The organism is Candidatus Latescibacterota bacterium (genome assembly GCA_020633725.1).
Taxonomy (GTDB): Bacteria; Krumholzibacteriota; Krumholzibacteriia; order JACNKJ01; family JACNKJ01; genus VGXI01.
The window spans coordinates 370,412-393,314 of the sequence record JACKDC010000002.1; the positions used below are offsets into that span (position 1 = coordinate 370,412).

20 protein-coding genes are annotated in these 22,903 nt (G+C 70.4%); 6 read left to right on the top strand and 14 right to left on the bottom strand.

The window, feature by feature from the left end:
* Positions 1-18 precede the first annotated feature (18 nt).
* On the top strand, positions 19-1,176 hold the full coding sequence (locus H6693_06095) for an acyl-CoA dehydrogenase (protein ID MCB9515746.1): 1,158 nt from the start codon (positions 19-21) through the stop codon (positions 1,174-1,176).
* Positions 1,177-1,507: 331 nt separating this feature from the next.
* Positions 1,508-4,834: a M6 family metalloprotease domain-containing protein gene (locus H6693_06100; GenBank protein MCB9515747.1), complete on the top strand. Its 3,327-nt coding sequence runs from the start codon at positions 1,508-1,510 to the stop codon at positions 4,832-4,834.
* An 84-nt stretch (positions 4,835-4,918) separates the two neighbouring features.
* Here H6693_06100 and H6693_06105 read toward each other — a convergent pair whose 3' ends face one another.
* The 14 genes from H6693_06105 to H6693_06170 form a co-directional block, all read right to left on the bottom strand.
* Positions 4,919-5,269 (bottom strand): hypothetical protein, encoded by a 351-nt coding sequence (locus tag H6693_06105; protein MCB9515748.1) that lies wholly within the window; start codon positions 5,267-5,269, stop codon positions 4,919-4,921.
* An 84-nt stretch (positions 5,270-5,353) separates the two neighbouring features.
* The gene (locus tag H6693_06110; GenBank protein ID MCB9515749.1) at positions 5,354-5,845 is read right to left on the bottom strand and encodes a DUF4440 domain-containing protein; all 492 of its coding nucleotides are present in this window, start codon (positions 5,843-5,845) and stop codon (positions 5,354-5,356) included.
* Positions 5,846-5,931: 86 nt separating this feature from the next.
* Positions 5,932-6,825, bottom strand: coding sequence for a DUF1684 domain-containing protein (locus H6693_06115; protein MCB9515750.1), 894 nt, complete (start codon positions 6,823-6,825; stop codon positions 5,932-5,934).
* Positions 6,822-7,766: a hypothetical protein gene (locus H6693_06120; GenBank protein MCB9515751.1), complete on the bottom strand. Its 945-nt coding sequence runs from the start codon at positions 7,764-7,766 to the stop codon at positions 6,822-6,824. Before H6693_06120 ends, H6693_06115 begins: the two co-directional genes overlap by 4 nt.
* A complete protein-coding gene (locus H6693_06125) occupies positions 7,759-8,169 on the bottom strand; it encodes a DUF3224 domain-containing protein (GenBank protein MCB9515752.1) in 411 nt (136 codons plus the stop codon). Before H6693_06125 ends, H6693_06120 begins: the two co-directional genes overlap by 8 nt.
* 59 nt (positions 8,170-8,228) lie before the next feature.
* On the bottom strand, positions 8,229-8,810 hold the full coding sequence (locus H6693_06130; GenBank protein MCB9515753.1) for a GNAT family N-acetyltransferase: 582 nt from the start codon (positions 8,808-8,810) through the stop codon (positions 8,229-8,231).
* A gap of 14 nt (positions 8,811-8,824) precedes the next feature.
* Positions 8,825-9,388: a GNAT family N-acetyltransferase gene (locus tag H6693_06135; protein ID MCB9515754.1), complete on the bottom strand. Its 564-nt coding sequence runs from the start codon at positions 9,386-9,388 to the stop codon at positions 8,825-8,827.
* Positions 9,389-9,391: 3 nt separating this feature from the next.
* Positions 9,392-10,081 (bottom strand): phosphoribosylanthranilate isomerase, encoded by a 690-nt coding sequence (locus H6693_06140; GenBank protein MCB9515755.1) that lies wholly within the window; start codon positions 10,079-10,081, stop codon positions 9,392-9,394.
* 11 nt (positions 10,082-10,092) lie between these two features.
* Positions 10,093-10,569, bottom strand: a complete 477-nt coding sequence (locus H6693_06145) for a hypothetical protein (protein ID MCB9515756.1) — start codon at positions 10,567-10,569, stop codon at positions 10,093-10,095.
* Positions 10,566-11,612: a winged helix DNA-binding domain-containing protein gene (locus tag H6693_06150; protein MCB9515757.1), complete on the bottom strand. Its 1,047-nt coding sequence runs from the start codon at positions 11,610-11,612 to the stop codon at positions 10,566-10,568. The genes H6693_06145 and H6693_06150 overlap by 4 nt, the downstream gene beginning before the upstream one ends.
* A 70-nt stretch (positions 11,613-11,682) precedes the next feature.
* Positions 11,683-12,180, bottom strand: a complete 498-nt coding sequence (locus H6693_06155) for a DinB family protein (GenBank protein ID MCB9515758.1) — start codon at positions 12,178-12,180, stop codon at positions 11,683-11,685.
* A 28-nt stretch (positions 12,181-12,208) separates the two neighbouring features.
* Entirely contained in the window at positions 12,209-13,648 is a 1,440-nt protein-coding gene (locus tag H6693_06160; protein ID MCB9515759.1) for a ferrous iron transporter B, read from the bottom strand.
* Positions 13,645-14,445, bottom strand: coding sequence for a 50S ribosome-binding GTPase (locus H6693_06165; GenBank protein ID MCB9515760.1), 801 nt, complete (start codon positions 14,443-14,445; stop codon positions 13,645-13,647). The genes H6693_06160 and H6693_06165 overlap by 4 nt, the downstream gene beginning before the upstream one ends.
* Positions 14,442-15,476, bottom strand: coding sequence for a DtxR family transcriptional regulator (locus tag H6693_06170; GenBank protein MCB9515761.1), 1,035 nt, complete (start codon positions 15,474-15,476; stop codon positions 14,442-14,444). The genes H6693_06165 and H6693_06170 overlap by 4 nt, the downstream gene beginning before the upstream one ends.
* A gap of 196 nt (positions 15,477-15,672) precedes the next feature.
* On the opposite strand from H6693_06170, the gene H6693_06175 reads away from it, so the two are divergent.
* The 4 genes from H6693_06175 to H6693_06190 all read left to right on the top strand — a co-directional run bounded on the left by H6693_06175 (position 15,673) and on the right by H6693_06190 (position 22,873).
* Entirely contained in the window at positions 15,673-16,338 is a 666-nt protein-coding gene (locus tag H6693_06175) for a metal-dependent transcriptional regulator (protein ID MCB9515762.1), read from the top strand.
* A gap of 82 nt (positions 16,339-16,420) precedes the next feature.
* Positions 16,421-18,574, top strand: a complete 2,154-nt coding sequence (locus H6693_06180; GenBank protein MCB9515763.1) for a hypothetical protein — start codon at positions 16,421-16,423, stop codon at positions 18,572-18,574.
* A 330-nt stretch (positions 18,575-18,904) separates the two neighbouring features.
* A complete protein-coding gene (locus H6693_06185; GenBank protein MCB9515764.1) occupies positions 18,905-19,771 on the top strand; it encodes a hypothetical protein in 867 nt (288 codons plus the stop codon).
* A 12-nt stretch (positions 19,772-19,783) separates the two neighbouring features.
* The gene (locus H6693_06190; protein MCB9515765.1) at positions 19,784-22,873 is read left to right on the top strand and encodes a T9SS type A sorting domain-containing protein; all 3,090 of its coding nucleotides are present in this window, start codon (positions 19,784-19,786) and stop codon (positions 22,871-22,873) included.
* The last annotated feature ends 30 nt before the right edge of the window (positions 22,874-22,903 follow it).

Genomic DNA, 22,903 nt, shown 5'->3' on the forward strand with positions numbered 1-22,903 from the left:
ATCGGCCAGGGGGAGACCATGCTCAACTTCCAGCTCAACGAGCAGCAGCAGATGATCCGCGACATGATCCGCGACTTCGCGGTGAAGGAAGTGGAGCCCATCGCCGCCGAGATCGACGAGACCATGGAGTTCCCCGAGGCGAACATCGACAAGCTCGCCCAGCTCGGGATCCTCGGCATGACGGTCCCGCCCGAGTACGGCGGCCAGGGCATGGACCACCTGAGCTACACGCTGGTGGTGGAGGAGCTGAGCCGGGTCTGCGCGTCGACGGGCATCACCGTGGCCGCTGCCATCAGCCTGGGCATCGGGCCCATCCTCGCCAACGGCAGCGAGGAGCAGAAGCGCAAGTGGCTGCCCGACCTCGCGGCGGGCAAGTTCCTCGGCGCCTTCGGCCTCACCGAGCCCGGCGCGGGCTCGGACGCGGGCAGCCCCCGCACCACGGCCATCCTCCAGGGCAACGAGTGGGTGATCAACGGCACCAAGCAGTTCATCACGAACGCGGGGCACGCCGGGCTGATCACGATCACGGCGAAGACGGATCCGTCGGCCGGGCGCGGCAAGGGCATCAGCGCGATCGTGGTGCCGGCCGACACGCCGGGCTTCAAGCTGGGCACCAAGGAGAACAAGCTGGGCATCCGCGCCAGCGAGACCTGGGAGCTCATCTTCGAGGACTGCCGCGTGCCCGCCAGCAACCTGATCGGCGAGCTGAACACGGGCTTCGCGACCTTCATGCGGACGCTCGAGGGCGGGCGCATCTCCATCGGCGCCATGGCGCTCGGCATCGCGCAGGGCGCGCTGGACAAGGCCGTGCCCTACGCGCTGGCGCGGGAGCAGTTCGGCAAGCCCATCGCCAAGCACCAGGCCGTGGGCAACATGATCGCCGACATGGCGACCGAGGTCGAGGCGGCGCGCCACCTGGTCTACAACGCGGCGCGGCTCAAGGATGCGGGCAAGCCCTACGGCAAGGAGGCGGCCATGGCCAAGCTCTTCGCCAGCGAAGTGGCCACCCGCGTGGCGAGCAAGGCCATCCAGATCCACGGCGGCTACGGCTACACCAAGGAGTACCCCGTGGAGCGCTACTACCGCGACGCCAAGCTCACCGAGATCGGCGAGGGGACGAGCGAGATCCAGCGCATCGTGATCGCGCGACGCGTCCTCGAGGAGTACGGCAAGTGATCCTCGAGCTGATCGGCGTGCTGGCGGCGTTCTGGCTGCTGCGCGTCCTGCTGAACCGCTGCGGCCTCGGCGGCGGCTGAAGGAGCTAGTCGCCGCGGTGGCGGCGATCGGCGTTCCCTTGCCGCATCGGAGTCGACAGCGCTGCCAGCCGGCGGACGCGTGGCCGTTCGGCAGGCCATCGTCGGAGCGCCCAGTCTGAGCGGTAACCTCGACAGCTCATCCGTCCACTTCTTCCGATTCCACGGTCGGGCGAACTGACCTGAAGAGGGGGACGCTGATGAAACGAAGAACCTCACTGGCAGCTGCCGCGCTCCTGCTCCTTTCTCTCGGGATGGCCCGAGAGGCTGGGGCCGTCTACCTCGAGGCCGAACCCACGGTCGCCCTTCAGCCCGACGGAAGCGCAGTCAAGGCGCTGATCGTGGGAGACGAGTATTACTCCAGGCTCGAGACCGAGGACGGCCACACGATCGTCCGGGATGGCAGCTCCGGCTACTACTGCTACGCGGAGCTGAGCGTGGACGCCTCCGAGTTGCTCAGCACGGGCATCCGCGCGGGAAGTGCGGCCCCGCTGCGGCTCGACAAGCACCTGGATCTGGCCCCGGCGGCCATGGCCAAGACCGCGGCCGACGTGCGCGCGTCGCTGGACGACGGCCCCGGCGACCGCTGGCGTCCCAGCTACGGGGCGCCGCACACGGGGACCGTGGTCGGTGTCACCGTTCTCGTGGACTTCGCGGACCTGGACTACCACGTTGAGCGGGACTACATCGAGCGCTTCTTCAACGAGCCGGGCTTCGACGGCAACGGCACGAACGGCTCGGTCAGGGACTTCTTCCTGCACGTATCCGGGGGGCACCTGGACTACAGCAACGTCGTGAGTCCCGGGTACATCCAGGCCGACGAAGGCTGGGGCTACTGGAGCACGCATTCCATCTCCTCCGCGGGACAGCTGGTGACGGAGGTGCTTCAGAAGCTCGACAGCCAGGGCTTCGACTTCAGCGCCTTCGACGCCGACGGCGACGGCCGCATCGACGCCATCAACATCCTCACCGAGGGGCCGCCGATGGGCAACTCCGCCCTTCATCCCCACGCCGACGACAACATCAACGTGTCCTTGGACGGCCTCATCGCCGACTACTATCAGATTCACAACATCGGGCCCAACATTCCCTATCTGGGCGGGGTCGTCCACGAAAACGGGCACATGCTCTGTGACTGGCCGGACCTCTACTTCACGGGCTCAGAGGAAGGCCGCCTGGGGACCTTCTGTCTCATGGGCCGTGGCGGCGGTGGCTACTACAACGGCCGGCAGCCGAATGCGTATCTCAAGTACGACGCCGGTTGGCTGAGCCCGATCGTCCTCGGGTCGAGTCTGAGGACCTACCAGGCGCCGGCCGACGCCAACGTGGCGTTCAGGATCGACCACCCGGACCGCAACCGACCGGAAGAGTTCTACATCATCGAGAACCGCCAGTCGTCGGGTTACGATGAGGGCATTCCCGACTCGGGTCTGGCGATCTATCACATCGACGAGAGCCGCTATACCTCCGGCCTGTACGTCATCGACCTGGTCGAGGCCGACGGTGAGTGGACCATCAACGGCGATGACGGCGACCTCTGGAGTTCGCCCGAAGCCACGGCCTTCAACTTCAGCACGGACGTGGCGGCCACCTGGTACGACGGGGAAGTGCCGGGCATCAACCTGAGCAACGTCGGGCCTTCGCAGGCCACGATGAGCTTCAGCTTCCAGCGCTGGGACCGCTATGCCGTGGCAGTGGATCCCCAGCCCAACGAGATCATCGCGCCGTGGTCGCTGACTGGGCCCGGAAGCTTCTCGATGGAGGGCGGGGGGTACACTGAGCTCGCGCTCCCCAGTCCGTTCAGCTACACCGTGGACTTCTTCCCCTCGCCCCTCTACGGCGCGCCGGTTCCCGCCAGCGTCTCGAAGCTGCTGTGGACGCAGCCTACTCAGCCCATCTACTTCACGAGCAACTATGCGCTTCCCTTCGGGCTGATCACCGGCGGTGGTCTGGCCGACACGGGCAGCGTGTCCTGCGCGAACGCGGTGGATGTCGACGGCGACGGCGTGGCCGAGGTCTACGTCGGCAATCTCGATGGGGCGGGTCAGCTGCTCGAGCACCAGGGCAACGGGACCTTCACGGACATTGCCCCCTCGAGCCTGAGCAGCGTCACGGGCGTGAAGAACGCCGCGTGGGCCGACGTCGACAACGACGGCGATTCCGACGTCTTCCTGGTGCGCGGCTCGAATCAGCACGCGCTGCTGGTCAATGGCGGCAGCGGGTTCACGGAGGCCACCGGCAACACGCCGGAGTTCGCTCAGATGGGCGATGCGCAGACCGCGAGCTGGGCCGACATCGACGCGGATGGACTGCTGGACCTCTTCATCACCCGCTTCAACGACGCCAACCTGCGCTTCGACGCGGCGGGCGGCAACCGCTTCGTTCCCGGCAACGCCGGCTGGGCGACGCTGGACTCCAACACGCAAGGGTGCCGCTGGGGTGACTACAACCTGGACGGCTACCTGGATCTGTTCGTCACGGGGATCGGCGCGGGGACGTATTGCCGCGGGATCACCTTGAACAACGCCGGTACGTTGAGCCATCCCGGCGCCGCCTGGGTCCTGGCCTACAACGCCAAGGACGCCTGCTGGTCGGACTTCAACAACGACGGCCTCGTGGATGTCCTGAAGCTGGCGCCCGACTCATCGCACAATTTCTTCATGCAGTGGGCGGACCCCTTCGACTTCGAGGCGGTGCCCTCGCTCGGCCTGGTGCTGGACGATGGCGCCACGGCCACGTCAGTCCTCGCCGATGACTTCGACAACGACGGCTTCGTCGACCTCTTCGTCACGTGCACCGGCGGGCGGGACTTCCTGGCGATCAACAGGGGAGACCATGACGAACAGACGGCCTACTTCGACCAGGTCTACGTTGGCCTGACGGAGGCCTCGGGGCCGAGCATGGCCGCGGTAGCCTGCGACTTCGACGGCGACGGCGGCATGGACATCTTCGTCGGTAGGGACGGCGTGGACAACTACGTCCTGCGCAACGAGGTCCCCGACCGCGGCCACTGGCTGAACGTGAGCCTCGCCGGCAGCGAATCGAACGCGAGCGCCATCGGCGCCACCGTCGAGGTCTATGCCGGGGAGGAGCACATGCTGCGGCAGGTGACGGCGGGCGGCGGCCCGGCCCAGCGGTCGACCAATCTGCACTTCGGGCTGGGCAGCGCGCAGGTCGCGACGCTCGTGGCGATCACCTGGCCCGGCGGTGGCACTCCCACCTACTTGAGCAACGTCACGGCGGATCAACAGATCGCCGTGACGCAGCCGACGGGTGGCAAGCGCGAGGCGCCCGGCGAAGCGCCGGCGACGGCCTTCGAGCCGGCCTACCCGAACCCCTTCAACCCCAAGACCACCCTCAGCTTCTCCCTCGAGAGCGCCGCGCAGGTGAGCGTGGCGATCTACTCGGTGGACGGCCGCCAGGTCGTCGAACTGGTGAACGAGCGGCTGGAGGCCGGCGAGTACAGCGTCACCTGGACAGGTCGCGACGCCGCCGGGCGCAGGGTGTCGTCGGGAGCCTATCTCTGCAGGGTCAAGGCGGGTGACAAGGAGTTCACCAGCCGCCTGACGCTTCTCAAGTAGTACGTGGATACCGATTCGAACGCACGACACAGCGGCCCGGGCCATTCGGCTCGGGCCGTTGCGTGACGCGTACGGCGACGAACGCTAGACGCAGGGCAGGCAGTCCTCGACCTCGACGTGCGCCGTCTCGCCGGCCTTGACCGTGAAGGGCTCGTCGACGTAGAGCAACCCCGGCCCACCGGCGTTGATCTCGTAGGCGCGCAAGGTGTAACCGCCCGCGGGTAGCGCGAAACGCGCCATCCCGTTCGCGTCCGTGATCTTTTCCACCCCGAGCTCGAGCACTTCGACGCGCTTGCCGGCGATGCCCGCGTCGTCCCAGTGGACGAGCACTTCGAGCGTGGCGTCAGCCGCGGGCGACTCCGGCGTGTCGCCGCCGCAGGAGACGCCCAGGGCGCCTGCGGCGACGATCGCCAGGGCCATGATGACCTGCTTCACGCTGCACCTCCTGCTGTTGCGGGGTCCCGGGGCCCCGGCGGGAAGATGCCGGGAACCCCGGGGAGATGCAAGTCGCGGCGTCCGCTAGGGGCCCTCGCCGCCGTCGTCCGGCCGTGGCGAATGGATCTCCAGGTAGCACTTCCACCTGCCCTCGGCATCGGGCCGCCAGAGCGTGACGTAACGTCCGGGCCGGCTGGCCACGCCCTTGGCGTCGATCCACTCGTAGGTCCCGACGATGTAGCCGAAGTCGCCGGATGCCGAGGCCACGATCTCAAGCGGCTTGGACCGCGGCGCGATGCCAAGGTCCCGCCGGTTGTGCGCGACGTACTCCCGCACGGCGGCGATGCCCCGCACCGGCGCCTCGTCGACGGGGTAGATCACCGCGTCGTCGGTCCAGAAGGAGAAGATGCGCGGCAGATCGCCCTGCGCGATGGCCTGGCTCCAGGCCTCGCGGGCGGCCACGAGTTCCTGGCGATGGGTTTCGGCGTTGGCGTTGCCGGCGCCGCCGGCCGACGCGCTGCCGACCGCCGCGAGCAGACCGAGTCCCGCGAGCGCGAGCGTGAGGAAGTACTGCATGGCTGCGTCCTTTGGAAGGGGTTCGATTACCCCTGCTTGGACGCGAGAGGGGACGGGTCCGTCACAGCGCCATGGTGAAATCGGCGCTAGTGCCACGAGCCCCAGTTCTTCTCGCCGGCCAGCACGGCGACGGACAGGGTGTTGCCCTCCGGCGGCAGGGGGCAGGTGGCGTAGGGACTGAATGCGCAGGGCGGGTTGACGGCGCGATTGAAGTCCAGGGTCACGTGGCCGTCGGCGTCCGGCGCCGGCGCGCTGAGGAAGCGGCCGCCGCCGTAGGTGCTGTCGCCGGTGCTCGCGTCGGCGAAGACGAGGAACAGCTCCTCACCCGCCTCGGCGATGGGCCAGAGCGAGCAGGGCGCGCCGTCCAGCGTGAAGACGAGCCGGCCCGGGCACGGCGCGTCGTCGAGCTGGCCGAGCACGTTGGGGATGGCGATGCTGCGCGCGCTGTCGGCCTCCAGGCGCGCCTCCACCCGCCAGCGCGTGTCCACGGGAAAGCGGTCGACGCCCGTGAAGTGGAGCCGGGCCGGTGCCTCGCGGTCCTTCACGCGCAGGAAGAACGCGCCCCCGCGCTCGATCGCATAGAAGCGCAGCGTGCCGAGCGAGACCTCGGTGGGCTCGCCGTCGCTGTCCGGGACCAGGGAGATCGGGCCGTTGAGGACGTCGTCCCCCACGCGCAGCGGCACGCCGGGCGCGGGTTCGAGCCCGAGTCCGCCGGCGTCGTTCAGCGTGATCGTCCCCACGCGCGGCGGAGCCGGCGCGGGAAGGCGCAGCTCGGCGTCCGGGGCCGAGCCGAGCGTTCGCGCCCCCTGCTCGATGGGCAGCAGCGCGACGAGGCTCAGCCAGCCGTCCTCGGCAGCCAGCGCCGCTTCACGCTGGGCGTGCCAGGCGTCGATCGTGGCGACGTAGTCCGCGTCCTGCGCGCCCGATCCACAGGCGCCGAGGATCAGCGCGAGGGTGACGATGACGACGGCCTTCTTCATGCTCTGCCTCCTGTGCTCGCGAACCAGTCCAGCACGCGCAGCGCGCGCAGGGTGATCCAGCGGCTGGCGTGCCCTTTGCCGGCTTCCATCGCCAGGTCCACGGGGTCGGCGTGGACCGTCCCCAGCGGCCAGCGCTCGTTCTGATGCCGCCGCGTGCGCACCACCTCGACGGCCTCGCCGAGTCGCTTGTCCGGGGCGCCGCCCGCGCGGCGGAAGTAGTCCAGGCCGCGCAGCACGTCGTAGTGCCAGGTCGTGGGAAAGGCGAAGCGCGTCCACTGCTGGTCGATGACCCTGCCGGTGGAGAGGCGGCGCATCAGATCACGCCGCAGCAGGTACTCCTCCCCGAGCCGCCGCGCTTTCGTGAGCGCGGGCGTCGCGCCCCGGGCGTGTTCGTAGGCCAGCAGGCCCTCGAGGACGCAGAGCGTCGTGTGGAAGGACGAGCGCACCGAGCCGCGCTCCGCCTCGCAGTTCCAGCCGCCGTCGTCGAGCTGTTCGGAGAGCAGGCGCTTCATCAACCGTTCGCTGGGCACGCCGAAGTAGGCGCCCAGGGCCAGCGTGTGGCCGTTGATGCACGGCTCCACCTCGCCCTCGAAAAAGGGCGAGTCGCCGAACTCGGGACCCCAGGTGAACCGCTCGCCGAGGCGCTTCGCCGCCGCGCGGGCGGGCGAGGAATCCGGGTCGAGGCCGAACTCGCGGAGCAGGAGCATCGTGAAGAGCGTCGGCTCCCAGCGGCGGGGGCTGCCCGGGTCGCCCCAGCTTCCATCGGGATTCTGGCGGGCGAGCAGCGTGGCGCCCCAGCCCTCGCTGGCGACCCGCGCGCGCTCGGCGGCGACGGCGCGTGCGGGTTCGTCCGCGAGGTCGCGCATGACCTGCCAGCGGATCGCCGGGTCGCCGTCCAGCAGCCAGCGCAGGACGGCGGGACGGATCGCGACCCTACTCACGCGCAGTCTTCGGGAGCGAGTAGCTGAACGCGTAGGCGTGCTTGCCGTCCGCGATGATGATCTCGAACGCGCCCGTGATGCCGGCCAGCTCGCCGGTGCCGGAGTCGGGCACCACGACCACGGAGAGGCTGGGCTCGCCGCGCGCCATGAGTCCCGTGTGCATCAGCACGAAGCTGCCGTGCCTGCCGTGAAGCGTGCCGGTGACCTGCTCGATGGCGACGTAACCGGCCGACCCCTTGGTGGCGGTGCCGGCGCTCAGCATCTGGCCGCGGGTCGTGGCGTCGAGATCCCCCGTGATCCGCTTGTCGATGCTCAGGCGGCCGAGGGGCGCTTCGGCGTCCACGCCCTCGAACTCGAGGGGCGCGAGCGCGACCGTGAACTCGCCCTTGGCGATCTGCGTCATTCGAACCTCCCTGGGAGAGGGCGCACACTATCGCGGCGCGGTGCCTGGATCAAGGGCTCTCAGAGCTTCGTCGCGCGCGCCCGCCGCACGCGCTTGACCACCAGCCAGTTGTGCTTGCCGAGCTGGCGAACCCGCCGGAAGCCCTGGCCCTCGAACATCGCCAGCCTGCTGTTGTGGAGAAACGAGCCCGACACCGTGCGGCCTTCGACGTCCTCGGGGAAGCTCTCGACCAGCCCACCACCGAGGCGCGCGATCTCCTTCAGGGCTCCGGTCAGGGCCGCAGACGCCACGCCCTTTCCACGGTAGGCCTTGTCCACGAAGAAGCAGGTGATTCGCCAGTCGGGGGGATCTCCGGGCTCGGCGTCGTAGGCACGGCGGCGCTTGATCCGTGGCAGCTCTTCGGGCGAACCGAACTGGCACCAGCCGACGCACCGATCACCGTCGTAGACGAGAGCGGCATGGGCCGTGCCGGCGCGCACGTGGGCCTCCTTGGCCGCGCGCCGGTGCGGACCGCGCGCCTTCCCGTCCGCGTGGAACTCGAGGCACCAGCAGCCACCCCAGACGCCGTCGTGTCTCTCCACGAGAGCGGCGAAGTCGCTCCATGTCGCGGGGGCGAGGGGCTTCACCGTGTACTTGGGCATGCGGGCCTCCAGGGTCATCCGCCGCGCAGGTTGACGGCGAACAGCACGCCCTCGCCGCCCGTGAACGCCACCCCGCAGAACTCGGGTCCGCGCGCGATCTCCGCAAAGCCGAAGCCGGCGTGAAGGGCGATGCTCGCGCGGTTGCGCGCGTTGGCGAAGTAGTAAGCCCAGTCGCTCTGGCGCGCGATCCAGGCGAGACGCTGGGCGGTCAGGCGGGCGCCGATGCCCCGGCGGCGGACGCGCGGGTCGACGATCACCCCGGACAGATACCAGCCGTGAGGCGACTCGCCACCGCTCTCGCCCGCGTGGAAGTGCGCCTTGCCGTAGGCCACGAGCGCGTCGTCGAGCGTCGCGACCAGCACGAGCGCCGCGCCGCGCTCGGGGTCGGCTTCCAGCGCGCGGCGGAACGCCTCGACGTGACGCCCCGCCGGGCCGCCGTCGCGTTCGGCCGCGAGGCGGCCGAGGCCGGCGAGGTCCTCGAGATGCGCGGGTCGCAGCGCCAGCTGGCCCGGCGCGTCCTCCCGCGGCTCGCCCTGAGGCCGCTCGCGATACTCGGCGAAGAGGCTGCTTCCACCCATCGCCTAGCGCCCGGTCATCCGTTCGAGCGGCTCCGGATAGCGGTCGCCGTGTACGGCCGCCATGAAGGCGCGCAGCGCCGTTTCGTCGAGCCTGCCGTCCCGGCGGACGCCCGAACAGACGTCGACGCCGAACGGCCCAACCTCCTCGATCGCCGGCGCCACGTTCTCGGGGCGCAGGCCGCCGGCGAGGTAGACCGGGCGCGGCAGCTCGCGGACGATGCGCCGGCTCACGCGCCAGTCGTGCGTGCGCCCCGTGCCGCCGAGCTCGGGCGTGGCGGCGGAGGGCCGTCCGGAGTCCAGCAGGATCGCGTCCACGTGCTCGGCCACGCGTTCGGCCTGGGCCAGCGCCGCCTCGCCTTCGACGTGGATGACCTGCACGATCCCCACCGTCGGCGTCTCCTGCCGCAGCGCCGTGTAGACGTCGAGGCCCACCGGGGCGACGAGCTGGACCACCGTCGTGCCGCAGTCGCGGACGTGCTCGACCACCAACGCGGGCTCACTGCGGCTGGTCAGCAGGAAGGTGTCGATCTCGGCGGGCACCGAGGCGGCGATCTCACGGATCAGGCCGTCGGGGATCGGCCCCGGACCGCTGGGCATGGCGGCGACCAGACCGACCGCGTCCGCCCCGAGGCCGACGGCGAGCGCCGCCTCCGCGGGCGTCGCGATGCAGCAGATCTTCACGCGGGTGCGCATGCGGTTTCGCCTCAAGCCGCGGCCGGCGCGTCCGCCGGGCGATAGTGGTGGTCCACGAAGCGGTTCCAGCCCTTCTTCGTCTTCGACTCCACGGCCCAGTGAAAGCCGCCGTCGTCGGCGGGCCAGTAGACCATCCGGGCGAGACCGGCGGGCATCTGCGCCTCGAAGCCCACGGCCTCGGGGTGGACGTCGGTGACGTCCGCGAGCCGCCCTTCCGAGCGCTTGCCGTCCGACGTGAACGACCAGAAGGCGAGGGCGCCGTCGTCGCCGGCGCCGATCACGGCGTGCTCCTCGTAGGACTTGCCCTCGGCGCCGGGGCCGAACTGCCAGTGGACGTCCAGCAGCAGATACTTGCCGCCAAGGGCCAGCGTCAGCCTGCGCGTGCAGCGCAGCGGGCCCATCGGCGAGTCGCTCTCGGCGATCCAGGAGCCGATCAGGGGGGCGAGGGGCCCGAGCTTGCCGCGCCCCTTCTTCCAGAGTGCGCTCACTTGCGATCCTCCCAGATCACGGTGATGGACTTCTTCAGATCCGGCAGCGGCAGCGCGGCGGCCTCCGCTTCCGTCTCAGCGCGTTTCGCCTTGGTCAGCGTGCGCCAGGGGCGGATCGACACCCTCTCCTGCGACCGCCGCCAGGTGCCGACCAGCTCGCCATCCACCAGCAGCCCGCCGGGCCACACCGTCGCCGGCGGCCAGAGCTCACGCCCCCGCGCCGCGTCGGCGACGAGCAGCTCGCGATCGCCGGCCAGCAGGTAGGCGTCGCCGCTGGGCAGGAAGCGCGTGCCCGTGGCGAGCGTCCGGGCGGCGCGAAACGCGGGTTCGTCCGCGCGGAGTATCCATGCCTCGCCCTGCGGGGTCCGCACTGGCGCGAGGGACCGTCGCAACGCCTTGAACACGGCCTCTCCTCGGGACCGAATTCCCGCCCAGCGGCCAAAGGCCTCGGGGGTCGTCGGCCCCAGGATGTGCAGGTGCCGCTTCGCCAGCTCGCGACACGCCCGGTCCGGATCGACATGGGGAGCCGGCACGATCCAGAGCTCTGGCGCGCGGGCGCCATCCCAGCGGATGAGCACGCGGCCCGTCAGCGCGCTGTAGCGCAGCAGATTGGAATCGACCCCCAGAGCCTCGCCGATCTCGCGGTCGCGCAGCCTGCCGCCGCCGAGGAGCGCCTCGAGTCGCGCGAAGATCGTCTCCGCGCGCTCCCTGGCGGCGCCGCTCTCGGGCAATCGCGCCACGGTGAACAGCCCGCGATCTTCTGTCGCCACGGCGTAGACGCTGAATCGCGGTCCCCAGACCTGGACCAGGGCGGGATCTTCCCACGAGGACGAGCTCGCGCCGCGAATCCGCGCATGGATGGAGAGCAGCGCCGCCCGCGGCACGCTGTCCTGAAGCCCGCACCAGGCGATCCGGCGCAGCGAGCGCTTTCCGCAGGGAAGCCGCTCGGCCAGCGCACCCACCTGCTGGCGGTAGGCGAGAATCGAGCGGCGGTCGAGTTCGAGCGGGGCCTTCACCGCCGCGACCTCCGGGCGACGCGCCATTCGGCGCCGTTGGGGACAGGCCGTCGAGTCTAGCATTGCCTGGGGCGGGTGTCACGGCGGGCGAAGGGTCTCAGCCCATGTCGCCCAGCACGCCGAGGGTGCGCTCGAGTTGCCGCAGGTGTACCTGCTCGTGGTTCGCCAGCATCTCGCCGTAGCTGTGTACGCTGAGCGTCTTCGGTCGGCTGAAGCCGGTGACGGTGGCGCTGCGCGCCCAGTCCGCCTCGTCCAGCGAGCGGAGTAGCGCCACCAGGTTCACCCGCTGCCTCGTGAAGGCGACGAACGACGCCGCGAAGTCCTGCGCGGCGAAGTCGGTACGCTTCACCCAGGTCCTCGGACTCATCGCCCGGTAACGGGGCGCGTCCTCGTCGAGTATGCGCTGGATGTACCCGCCCCACACGTCGCAACAGGCGCGCAGGTGCGCGAGGATCTGCAGGGGGGACCAGGCGTCGGCGGCGGGCGACGCCGCGAGGCGCGCGGCGGGCAGACCGTTCGTGAGTTGCGCCAGCTGGTCGGGCGCCGCACTCAGAAGCGCGAGAATCTGCTCGTGAGTGAGCGGCGCATGCGGCACGGCGAATCCTCCAGCGCGGTGACGACGATCAGCCCAGCATCCGCCAGACCAAGGCCACCGCGGCGCAGACGACCACGCCGATGCCCAGGGGGATGAGGGCGGACAGCGCGGTCCACCTGGCGCTGCCGGTCTCCTTGTAGATCGTGTAGAGCGTGGTGCTGCAGGGGTTGTGCAGCAGGCTGAAGAGCATGAGGTTCACGGCGGTCAGCGTCGTCCAGCCGCCGGCCGTGAGCAGCGCATGGACGGCGCTCTCGGAATCGAGCTCGAACATCACGCCGGCGCCGCCGCCCACGCCGTGCGCGCCGGTGACCATGGCGGTGAGCATGAGGACGGTGGGGATGACGATCTCGTTCGCCGGGATCGCGATGATGTAGGCCAGCAGGATCACACCGTTCAGCCCCAGGAAGACGCCCGCAGGGTTGGTGAAGCGGATGAACTGCCCGGCCAGGCTGTCGCCGCCCACGTGGACGTTCGCGACCAGCCAGATCACCGCGCCCGCCGGCAGCGCGAAGACCACCGCGCGCCAGAGCACGAAGAGGGTGCGGTCGATGAGGGAGGTGTAGAGCGTCCGCCAGAAGCGCGGCGGACGGTAGGGCGGCAGCTCGAGGCTGAAGGTGCTGACCTCGCCCTTGAGTGCCGTGCGCGAGAGCGCCCAGTTGACGTTGAAGGTCATCACCACGCCGAGCAGCGCGACGCCGGTCACCGCCGCCGCCGAGACCACGCCCGCCAGCGCCGCGGGCACCAGCGAGCCGAGGAAGACGGTCGCGATGAGGAATTGCGTCGGCCAGCGTCCGTTGCAGAGCGCGAAGTTGTTGGTGAGGATCGCCAGCAGGCGCTCGCGCGGGCTGTCGATGATCCGCGTCGCCACCACGCCGGCGGCGTTGCAGCCGAAGCCCATCATCGTGGTCATGGCCTGCTTGCCGTGGCCGCCCGAGGTCTTGAAGAGGCGGTCCAGGTTGAACGCCACGCGCGGCAGGTAGCCGAAGTCCTCGAGCAGGGTGAACAGGGGAAAGAAGATCGCCATGGGAGGCAGCATCACGCTGATCACCCAGGCCGTCGCCAGGTAGATGCCGTCCGCCACGAAGCCCGTGAGCCACCAGGGCGCGCCCATGGAGACGAAGAGCCCGCGCAGCCAGGGATGGCCGTGGTCGATCAGGAGCGACGACAGCCAGCCCGACGGCACGTTCGCGCCCGTGATCGTGATCCAGAGCATGACCGCGAAGAGCAGGATCATGATCGGGAAGCCCCAGAGCTTGCTGGTGAGGATGTGGTCCAGCGTGCGGTCCAGGGTCGGGCGCGCGGCGTGATCCGGGGTCGAGACGGCGCGGCCGGCGATGTGCGCCGCCTGCGCGTAGATGGCCTCCACCACGTGCTCGTGCAGATCGCCGGAGATGTCCCGCCGCCACCGCTGCGCCGCGGCGATGATGGACTCGGCCTGTCCCGTGGGCTCGATCGGTTGCTGGCTCATCGCGTCGCCACTTCCGGCGCGGGACCGCTGTTCGCGGCGTGGAGGGTGGCGAGCTGGCCATTGCGAACGGCCTCCATCATGGAGTCGTCGCCGCCGAGCAGACGCAGCGCCACCCAGCGCGGGTTGGGCAGGTCGGGGTAGCTGTCCCGGAGCTTGCCCACCAGGTCGTCCAGCGCGGCCTTGATCGCGGGGGGCTCGGTGTTCAGCCGCTGGGGACGGCAGACGAAGGTGCCGGTGGCCACGTCGCTGATGGCCTGCAGCAGCTCGGGCAACCCGCGGCCATAGCGGGCCGACGTGGGGATGACGGGCACGCCGAGATCGCGGGCGAGCTGGCGTTCGTCCACGACGATGCCGTGGCGGCGGGCCTCGTCCATGAGGTTGAGGCAGACCACGGCGCGGTCGGTGATCTCGAGGATCTGCAGGACGAGGTTGAGATTGCGTTCGAGGCGGGTCGCGTCCGCGACGACCACGGTCACCTCCGGCTGGCCAAAGAGGATGAAGTCGCGCGCGATCTGCTCGTCGAGGCTGGTGGAGAGCAGCGAGTAGGTGCCGGGCAGGTCCACCAGCTTGAAGCGCTTGTCGCCGTGCGCGTAGCCGCCTTCGGCGCGCGCGACCGTCTTGCCCGGCCAGTTGCCCGTGTGCTGCCTGAGTCCCGTGAGCGAGTTGAAGACCGTGCTCTTGCCGGTGTTCGGGTTGCCGGCGAGCGCGACGACGTAGTCCCACTGCTCCATGGAGACGCCGAGCTTCTTGAGGTTCGCGGCGCGGTGCACGCTGCAGTTCTCGCAGGCCTCGTTCATTGGCTGGCCGCCTTTCGGGTGTCGCTCGAGGGCTCGACGCGGATGAGTCCGGCCTGCTCGCGGCGCAGCGCCACCACGGTTCCGCGCAGGCGGTAGGCCGTGGGATCGCCCGCGGGGCTGACGCGGTCCACCACCACCTCGGTGCCGGGCACGAAGCCGAGATCGAGAAGGCGCCGTCGCTCCTGCCCGCGGCAGGCGGGCGACAGATCGAGCACCCGCGCGCTGTCGCCGGGCTTGAGATTCGAGAGGTACTCCTCGTCCACCAGGTCCGCGGTCTGGTACTCGGGCAGGAGGTCCACGGTCACGCTCTCGGCCAGCACGGGCGCGAGGACGTGCTCGTCGCCGTCGGCCCAGAACCGGATGCGCGCGGGCGTCTGCTCGATGACGAAGACCCGCATGCCGCGCCGCAAACCCTGCGCGATCAGCTGCCGGTAGACCGCCTCGGGTTCGTCCTCGATGTGGGTGATCATGACGGGCGTGTCCGGCGGCACGCTGTTCAGCGAGCGGCCGATCTCGCTCTCCAGCGCGCCGTCGAGCGCGGGGATCTGGTCGCCGTGGGGGTCGTGCGTGGGATGGCCGAGCCGGGCGGCGAGCGCGTCGGCCTGCTCCGGCGTGAGCAGATGCTCCTGGTGCTCCGCCAGCGGGTGCCACTGGCTCTCGGCGATGCCCGTGTGCTCGGCGAGGTAGCTTTCCCAGAGGCGATGTGCGCGCACGATGTGCAGCGCCATCTCGCGGCCGGCCGTCCGCAGCCGCAGCTGCCCTCCCTCGACGGCCAGCAGCTCGTGCGCCTGGAGCTCCTCGAGTACCCGGGCGGCACGCGCCGTGCTGATCTGAAGCGCGCCGGCGAGGCTGCTGATCGTGGGCGTGCGACCGTTGGCCTGGCTCTTGAGGATGTGCTTGAGCGCGTCTTCCCGGCGGATGCGGCAGGCGAGCCCCTGGGCCCGCCGCCAGCGCGCCCAGAGGCCGTGGCGAGGCCAGAACGCGAGCACCGCGGCGGCCGAGGCGACGATCAGTACCGTGCCGGCGTTCATGCGAGATCCTCCCTTTGGCCTCTCTAACACAGTCATCGGAGTTTGACTAGTCAAACTTTAAGTCAAGTTGCACACAAAGTCAAACATGGGTAGGCGAAAAAGTGCCATGTTCGAGCTATGGAAGTTCACGGTCGGCCGGGATTCTGCTACCGTGAGTTGTCGCATGCAATCCCCGTGCGCGCGGACCGGAGGGCCGATGGCGATGGTGACGGAAGCCGTCGAGGACTATCTCAAGGCGATCTACACGCTGAGCAAGGAATCGCCGACGGGCGAGGCCGGCATGAGCAGGGTGGCGGCGGTGGTGGGGGTGACCACCGGGACGGCCACGGCCATGGCCAAGAAGCTGGCCGTCGCCAAGCTCGCGCGCTATCAGCGCTTCGGGGGCGTTTCGCTCACGGCCAAGGGGACGCGCGCGGCGGTGGACATCATCCGGCGCCACCGGCTGATCGAGACCTTCCTCGTGCAGACGCTCAAGCTCGACTGGTCCGTGGTCCACGAGGAGGCCGAGCGCGTGGAGCACGCCGTGTCGCCGCGGGTGCTCGAAGCGCTGGACGCGTTCCTCGGCCGCCCCGAGGTGGATCCCCACGGCGACCCCATTCCGGACGCCGATGGCCGCTTCCGCGAGACGCGCGCCCTTCCACTGCGCGATCTGCAGGCCGGCGCGAGCGTGCGCATCGTGCGCATCGTCGACCAGGACGAGCGCTTCCTGCTCTTCGCCGCCGAGCACGGGCTCAGGCCCGGGGCGCAGCTGATGGTGCTGGCCGCCGACGCCGTCGCGCAGTCGATCACGGTGCAGGCGGACGGTGCGCCCGTTACGCTTGCGCTCGCCGCGGCCGAGAAGATCCTGGTGGGCGCGCGCTAGGCGCGGAGCCGCCACCACGGGGCCTGTGCTATACTCCGGAGCGCTCGACCGGAACCGCCACCCCTCACGGAAGGTCAGCCCCATGTCTGCACGCTTCCGCGCGCTCGTCCCCGCGCTCGCACTCCTTTGCGCCGCCACGCCTCCCGCGCTCGCCCAGTGGACGCGCATGAACGGCCCCACGCCGCCGCCCGCGTCGGCACTCGCGCCGCACGCGGGGCGATGGTTCATGGGCACCGACTACGCGGATCAGGGGGACGTGTTCGTCTCCGACGACGACGGCGCCACCTGGACCGACGCCGGCCTGCCCAACGGCGGAGTCGCGTGCATGCTGTCGCACGGCGGCACGCTCTTCGTGGGCACCTACCTGGGCGGGCTGCAGCGCAGCGACGACGCGGGCGCCAGCTGGACCCCCGTCGGCGCCCCGCTCAACTCGGCGACCGTGGAGGCCGTGCTCCCGGTGAACGCCAGCACGCTCATCGCCGGTGTGGATCCCTTCTTTCCCGCGCCGCTCTACCGCTCCGACGACGCCGGCGCCACCTGGGCCGCAATCCCGGGCGGTCCGATGCTGCGCTGCTGGGATCTGGCGCAGGTGGGCGGCGTGCAGCTGGCCGGCGGCGAGGACGCCGGGGTCTACCGCTCGGCGAATGGCGGCGTCACCTGGACGCCGGCGAATGTCGGCCTGCCGGCCAGCTGCGATGCGCAGCGCTTCGCCGTGGACGGCGGTACTGTCTACCTGGCCGCGGAGAACGTGGGGATCGCGATGGCCGTCTACCGCTCGGACGATCTCGGCCTCAGCTGGACGACGGTGAGCGCGGACCTGCCGACGAGCATCGGCGATCAGGCGACGCAGCTCGTCGCGAACGGCGGCGCGCTCTACCTCGCCACCGACGGCACCTTCGGCGCCCGTGGGCTCTACCGCTCGGTGGACGGGGGCGTCCACTGGACGCTGCTCACGGCGACGCTGCCCTCCGGCGCGCCGGGCGTGCGCGCGCTGGCCTTCGTGGACGGCGATCTGGTGGTGGGGACCTTCGATGGCGTCTTCCGCAGCGGCGACGACGGCGCCACCTGGACCGCCAGCTGGCAGGGCAGCTCGGGCATCTGCGGCGGCCAGGCGGCGCTGTGGACGGGCGCGCGCCTGCTGGTGGGCAACGACGTGTCGGCGCTCACGAACGACAACGTGCAGTCCACCGCCGACGGCGGCCTGACCTGGCAGGGGGCCACGGGCCCGGCGGCCACGGCCACGGCGCGGGACTTCCTGCTGCGCGACGGGATCGTCTACGCGGCGCTCTACGGGGCGACGCGCGGCGTGTCGGCCTCCTTCGACGGCGGACTCAGCTTCGCGTCCGTTGGCGTCGGCATGGCCTCCGGCACGGTGCTGCAATGTCTGCACGCTTCGGGCGACGCGCTGCTCGCCGGCGATTTCGACGGCCTCTATCGCTCGGAGGACGACGGCGCGACCTGGCAGTTCCAGTCCACGCCCGGTCCCGTGAGCGACCTGGCGACGCACGACGGGCGGCTCTACGCGTCGCTCTACCCGGGCGGCGTGGCGGTGTCGGACGACGACGGCGTCAGCTGGACTCCCGTGGGCAGCCTGCCGGGGCTCCACGTCAACGCGGTGGCGAGCTTCGGCGGGTCGGTCTACGCCGCGCTGAACTCGAGCACCGGAGTGCAGCGCTGGGACGGCAGCGCCTGGGTCGGCACGGGCTGTCCCGCGGACTTTCCCGACGCGCTGCTGGTGGTGGACGGCGCGCTGGTCGTGGGCTCGGCCTTCGGCGAACTGTACGTCAGCACGGATGGCGCAACCTGGGACGACTGGACCGCGAACTACACGGGCGGGCTCATCGAGAGTCTGGCGGCGACGGCGGACGACGTGCTCGTCGCGTCCCGCAGCCGCGGCTTCTGGACGCGCCCGCGCAGCGACCTGCCCGGCGCCACGGCTGTGGAAGCGGCCGCGCCCACGCCGGCCCTCGCGCTCGGCGCCGCGCCGAATCCCTTCAACCCCTCGACCACGCTGCGCCTGCAGCTCGAGCGCGCCGGCCACCTGCGTCTCGACATCGTGGACGTGAACGGCCGCCGCGTGCGCCGCCTGCTGGATCGCGCGGTCGACGCCGGGCCGCTCGCCGTGGACTGGGACGGCCGCGACGACGCGGGACAGACCGTCGCCACCGGCGTCTACCTGGCGCGAGCGCGCACGGCCGCCGCCGGCGTCTCGGTGAAGCTGGTGCTGCTGCAGTAGCGGCCGATATTCCGACTAGGACGTCCGCTTCAAGGGATCGCCAGTTTACTCGACATGTAATCTGGGCTACACTTGGACGTCACCCACTCCTCTAGGATGACTTCACCCCAAGCGCCGGCGCTGGCAGGGAAGGGGGCGGCTGGGATTCGGGGTCCGGCAGTGGCGCGATCACTCCGGAGGACCCAGATGCCAGAACGAGAACGCCGACCCTCGCCACGCCCGTTGCGACTCCTGCCACTCGCCTGCCTTCTCCTCGCTCTTCTCGCACCCCAGACAATCCCGGCCGCGGTCGACGAAGACGGAACGAGCATCCTCCGTCTCGACGAGGCCATGGACGCGCTGCGCGCGGGCGGGAGCATCGCCCCGCGCAGCGCGCTGCCCGCGGACACACCCGTGCTCTTGACCGGCAGCCTCGATGCGCTCGGCCCCAAGGGCGTCGCCGCGGCGCTGATCCTGAGCGGACTCAGTCTGCGGGCGAACGGCGAGATCGTCCGGGCCCATTCCTCGAGCGAACGCGAGCGCGCCGAGACGCGGCGGCTTCCGCACTTCGTCACGGCCCCCCGGAGCGGGGGCATCGAGACCGGCGCCGTCGCGCTCTACGGCGAGCTCACGCCGCCGCCCTACGCGGTGGAGGTGATGGGCGACGAGATTCGCATCAACGGCGTGACGGTCTACCCCTCCCCGGGTCCCGCCGTGATGCCGCCCTCGCCCAGCGCGGAGCAGGTCTCCCGCCAGCAGGACATCGCCGAGGGGGGCGCGGAGTACGCGCGCAGCGTGGCCGCGGGACAGGGCCAGGCCGCGCGCGACGCCTTCGCCCAGCGAATGCTCGCGCGGGAGGAGGTCGCCGCCGCCCGGTGGCTGAGCGACGACACCCTGGAGCTGAGCTACACCGACGGCAGCACCGAGACGCTGGGCTTCGAGCCCGAGGGCCGCGAGGCGGACGCGGCGGATCCCGCCGCCGAGGCCGAGTACCTGGACAGCCTGGCCGAGAGCCTGCGGCAGGTGCTCCGCGCCGATCACACCGTGCTCGCCGGCGCCACCTACCTGCTCACGATCACCGACGCCAGCGCCTCCGGCTTCCGCCGGCGTCTCGACGAGCTGCGTGGTTCGAGCGAGCCGGAGGCGCTGAAGCTGGCGCGCATCCAGGTCCACACCGGTGACCGCAATGCCGCCGCCGATCTGCTCTACAACCCGTAAAGGAGGCCCGCGATGAGTACCAGGACGAACACGCGCGCGGGGCTCCTCCTCGCGGCGATCCTGCTGGCCGGGGCGGCCGGCACGGCGATGGCCGGGGCGAACGAGACGCCCGGCGCCGATCACAAGCCCCACCGCTTCAGCGCTTTCTCCCCCTGCCAGTGGGAGTTCGGCCAGCGGGACATCAACATCTTCCAGGCCTGGGTGGTGGCGCACCAGCACTACACCCAGGGCGCCGTCTACGCCGACGCCACCAACGACGCCAGCACCGGCGGCGCGGGCATCGACAACTTCTTCACCTTCTGCACGAACAAGGCGGCGGACGTGATGCTCGTCGCCTCGCACGGCTGGAACCAGCCGTCAACGGGCATCGCGCAGTTCCCGCCGACGCCGGAGGGCCTGGCGGCGCGCGACTCGATCTTCAACTACTGGAACGGCATCTTCGCGGCCGGCAGCATCAACAAGCACACCTGGCTGCGCCCCAACGGCACCGTGCGCTCCTATCACATCCGCGCCACGCAGACCTTCTACACGACCTACTTCCAGACGCCGCGGGCCCTTGCCTGGTGGGCCACCTGCTGGTCCTCCTTCCTCGGCATGACAGGGGTCGCGGAAGCGCGCTGCTTCCTGGGCTACGACAACGTCGTGGCGAGCACGAAGTGCTACTGCGACGAGACGAAGGTGCTGAGGCGGATGGACGGCCAGGAGGGCCAGGACAAGCGGCCACTGCAGGCCGCCGCGGCGGGCATCAACGGCTTCTGTCCGCCGGGCGGGGCGCGGCTGCACACCCAGGGGAGACTCAACACCACGCTCTCGCCCTCGGTGACCGGCCATGCGCCGATCGGCATCGTCTGCGCGCAGACTCACGGCTTCGTGACCTTCGACACGTCCCTGGAAACCCGCGTCAACCCGGCGTCTGTGGTGCAGGCCTTCGGTGACGGGTATCTCACGAATCACACCTGGGTCGGCGACGATCGCATCGAGTTCGACGTGATCCCCACCGATCCCTGCCCCCAGATCTTCTACGATGTCTTCGAATCCAGGGCTCGCAGCAACGCTGACCGCGCGCGGCTCGACGGCAATACGAATCCCCAGGTGAACGCGCGCGGCCCCAACCGCGACGACTACGTGTGGCTCACCCACTGCGTCTGCCCGGTGGACTCGGTGCCGTGGATCCCCTACGGGCCCGGCGAGGCCATCGGCCCCGTGGTGCCGGGCGAGCCGGCGCGGATCGGCATCGGCATCGCCGGCGAGGCGGTGGGAGGCGGGACCGTCCAGGCCACGCTCACCGACGCCCTGGGCTGGACGCCGGCGCAGACGCAGGACGTGATCCTGACGGGGCCGGACGACTTCCAGCTCGTGCTCTGGGAGCTGCCGGTGCCCGAGGGCGTGGAGTACGGGACGGTGGACGACGTCGTCATCACCTGCGTCGCGGACGACTTCTTCAACCAGATCTTCGTCACCGTGACTGTGGACGGCGCGGTCGGCTTCCAGCTGCAGGATCCCGCCTACGGACTGCCGGGCGAGCTGCAGACGGCCGGCCTGGTCCTCGAGAACAACACGGACGCTCCGGTGGCACTCAGCGGGCTGACCGTGACCACCAGCGCGCCCGACTGGACCGTGCTCGCACTGGACACCGACACCTGGACCCTGCCCGAGCACTCGAGCACGGAGACCGGGTTCGTCTTCCAGGTGCCCTTCACGGCGCCGCCCGGCGCGACGGCCCCGGTCGAGATCCAGGGCCTGATCGACGGCGCGCCCTTCACCCGGGTGCTCGGCGATCTGCTCGCGGGCGTGCCGCTGCTCGTCAGGGCCGAGGAACCGCAGGACTTCGTCGTGGGCAATCCCAACGCCAGCATCCCGATCCAGATCGAGAGCCTCGCGCTCACGGACCTGCCGCTGAACTGGTCATGCACGGACAGCAACGGCTTCCCCTGCTTCGCCGAGTGTCCGCCGGTGATCTCGCCGGGGGACGTCCTGCCGGGCCAGATCTTCGTGGGGCTGCCGCCGGATCCATCGCTGGTGGGGCAAGAGGGCCTGATCAACGTGACGGCCGAGAGCGACGCCGGCTTCAGCTTCGAGACGGCGTTGAACTACGTCGTCGGACCCTCCCTGAAGGTCGTGACGCTCTTCACCGATCCGCAGCTCTCCGACCCGCTCTACATCGGCAGCGCGGCGCCGCAGAGCTTCGACCTGCCGTTCCTGCTGGGCAATCCGCTGCCGCTCGAGCAGCAGGGCTTCGCCTACCTCTCCCTGCCCGGCCTGACGATCGATCCGCCCGGCGGGCTGCCCTTCATCATCCCGCCCACGGAGCCGGGCCTCGAGCTGCAGTTCCAGGCGCTCGTGTCGCCGGGCACGCCGACTGGCCTCTACGAGGGCGAACTGCAGATCGTCACCACCGAAGGCGGCGGTGACCGCGGCCTGGGCGATCAGCTCATCCCGGTCGAGGTCGAGGTCTTCAACCCGGTGGTGGTGGACGTCAACGAGCGCGGCATCAGCGGCGAAGCGGGGGACATCCTGGTACTCGGCGGCACGCTCCACAATCTCCGTCAAGATGCGCCCATGAGCGGCAACTACTCCTGGACGGACGCGAAGGGCTGGCTCCTCAGCGACGTGATCGAAGCCTACACGCTGGGACCCGGCGAGCGGGACTCCGTCTCGGTGGAGATCGAGTTGCCGACCGGGGTCGTCGCCTACGCGGACTCCGACTCGGTGGCTCTGAACGTCGACATGCTCCTCGACACGGGCGAGGGTGCGATCGGCAACGCCGGCCTCTGGGTCTACGTCCTCGACACGGGGGGGACGGGCGTCGACGACGGCGCGCCGGCCTTCGACGACCTCGCGGGCATCTACCCCAATCCCTTCAACCCGACGGCGATGCTCCGCTTCACGCTGGCCCGGGACCAGGACATCACGCTCAGCGTCCACGACATCACGGGACGCCGGCTCAACGTCCTCGCCTCGGGACGCTGGGAGGCGGGTACCCACGAGCTGCGCTGGGACGGACGCGACGAAGCGGCCCGCGCCCTGCCGAGCGGCGTCTACCTCGTCCGCCTGCGGACGGACGAGGGCGTGCAGAGCGAGAAGGCGATCCTGCTGAGGTAGGGGGCCGCCGAAAGAACCGTTCGCGACTCG

What these genes read in the sequence shown, in the direction of transcription:
- H6693_06095 (MCB9515746.1), top strand. Translation starts at nt 19, where the DNA reads ATGCTCAACTTCCAGCTCAACGAGCAGCAGCAGATGATCCGCGACATG.
- H6693_06100 (MCB9515747.1), top strand. Translation starts at nt 1,508, where the DNA reads ATGGCCCGAGAGGCTGGGGCCGTCTACCTCGAGGCCGAACCCACGGTC.
- H6693_06110 (MCB9515749.1), bottom strand. Translation starts at nt 5,845, where the DNA reads ATGCAGTACTTCCTCACGCTCGCGCTCGCGGGACTCGGTCTGCTCGCG.
- H6693_06115 (MCB9515750.1), bottom strand. Translation starts at nt 6,825, where the DNA reads ATGAAGAAGGCCGTCGTCATCGTCACCCTCGCGCTGATCCTCGGCGCC.
- H6693_06125 (MCB9515752.1), bottom strand. Translation starts at nt 8,169, where the DNA reads ATGACGCAGATCGCCAAGGGCGAGTTCACGGTCGCGCTCGCGCCCCTC.
- H6693_06130 (MCB9515753.1), bottom strand. Translation starts at nt 8,810, where the DNA reads ATGCCCAAGTACACGGTGAAGCCCCTCGCCCCCGCGACATGGAGCGAC.
- H6693_06135 (MCB9515754.1), bottom strand. Translation starts at nt 9,388, where the DNA reads ATGGGTGGAAGCAGCCTCTTCGCCGAGTATCGCGAGCGGCCTCAGGGC.
- H6693_06140 (MCB9515755.1), bottom strand. Translation starts at nt 10,081, where the DNA reads ATGCGCACCCGCGTGAAGATCTGCTGCATCGCGACGCCCGCGGAGGCG.
- H6693_06150 (MCB9515757.1), bottom strand. Translation starts at nt 11,612, where the DNA reads ATGGCGCGTCGCCCGGAGGTCGCGGCGGTGAAGGCCCCGCTCGAACTC.
- H6693_06160 (MCB9515759.1), bottom strand. Translation starts at nt 13,648, where the DNA reads ATGAGCCAGCAACCGATCGAGCCCACGGGACAGGCCGAGTCCATCATC.
- H6693_06165 (MCB9515760.1), bottom strand. Translation starts at nt 14,445, where the DNA reads ATGAACGAGGCCTGCGAGAACTGCAGCGTGCACCGCGCCGCGAACCTC.
- H6693_06170 (MCB9515761.1), bottom strand. Translation starts at nt 15,476, where the DNA reads ATGAACGCCGGCACGGTACTGATCGTCGCCTCGGCCGCCGCGGTGCTC.
- H6693_06175 (MCB9515762.1), top strand. Translation starts at nt 15,673, where the DNA reads ATGGCGATGGTGACGGAAGCCGTCGAGGACTATCTCAAGGCGATCTAC.
- H6693_06180 (MCB9515763.1), top strand. Translation starts at nt 16,421, where the DNA reads ATGTCTGCACGCTTCCGCGCGCTCGTCCCCGCGCTCGCACTCCTTTGC.
- H6693_06185 (MCB9515764.1), top strand. Translation starts at nt 18,905, where the DNA reads ATGGACGCGCTGCGCGCGGGCGGGAGCATCGCCCCGCGCAGCGCGCTG.
- H6693_06190 (MCB9515765.1), top strand. Translation starts at nt 19,784, where the DNA reads ATGAGTACCAGGACGAACACGCGCGCGGGGCTCCTCCTCGCGGCGATC.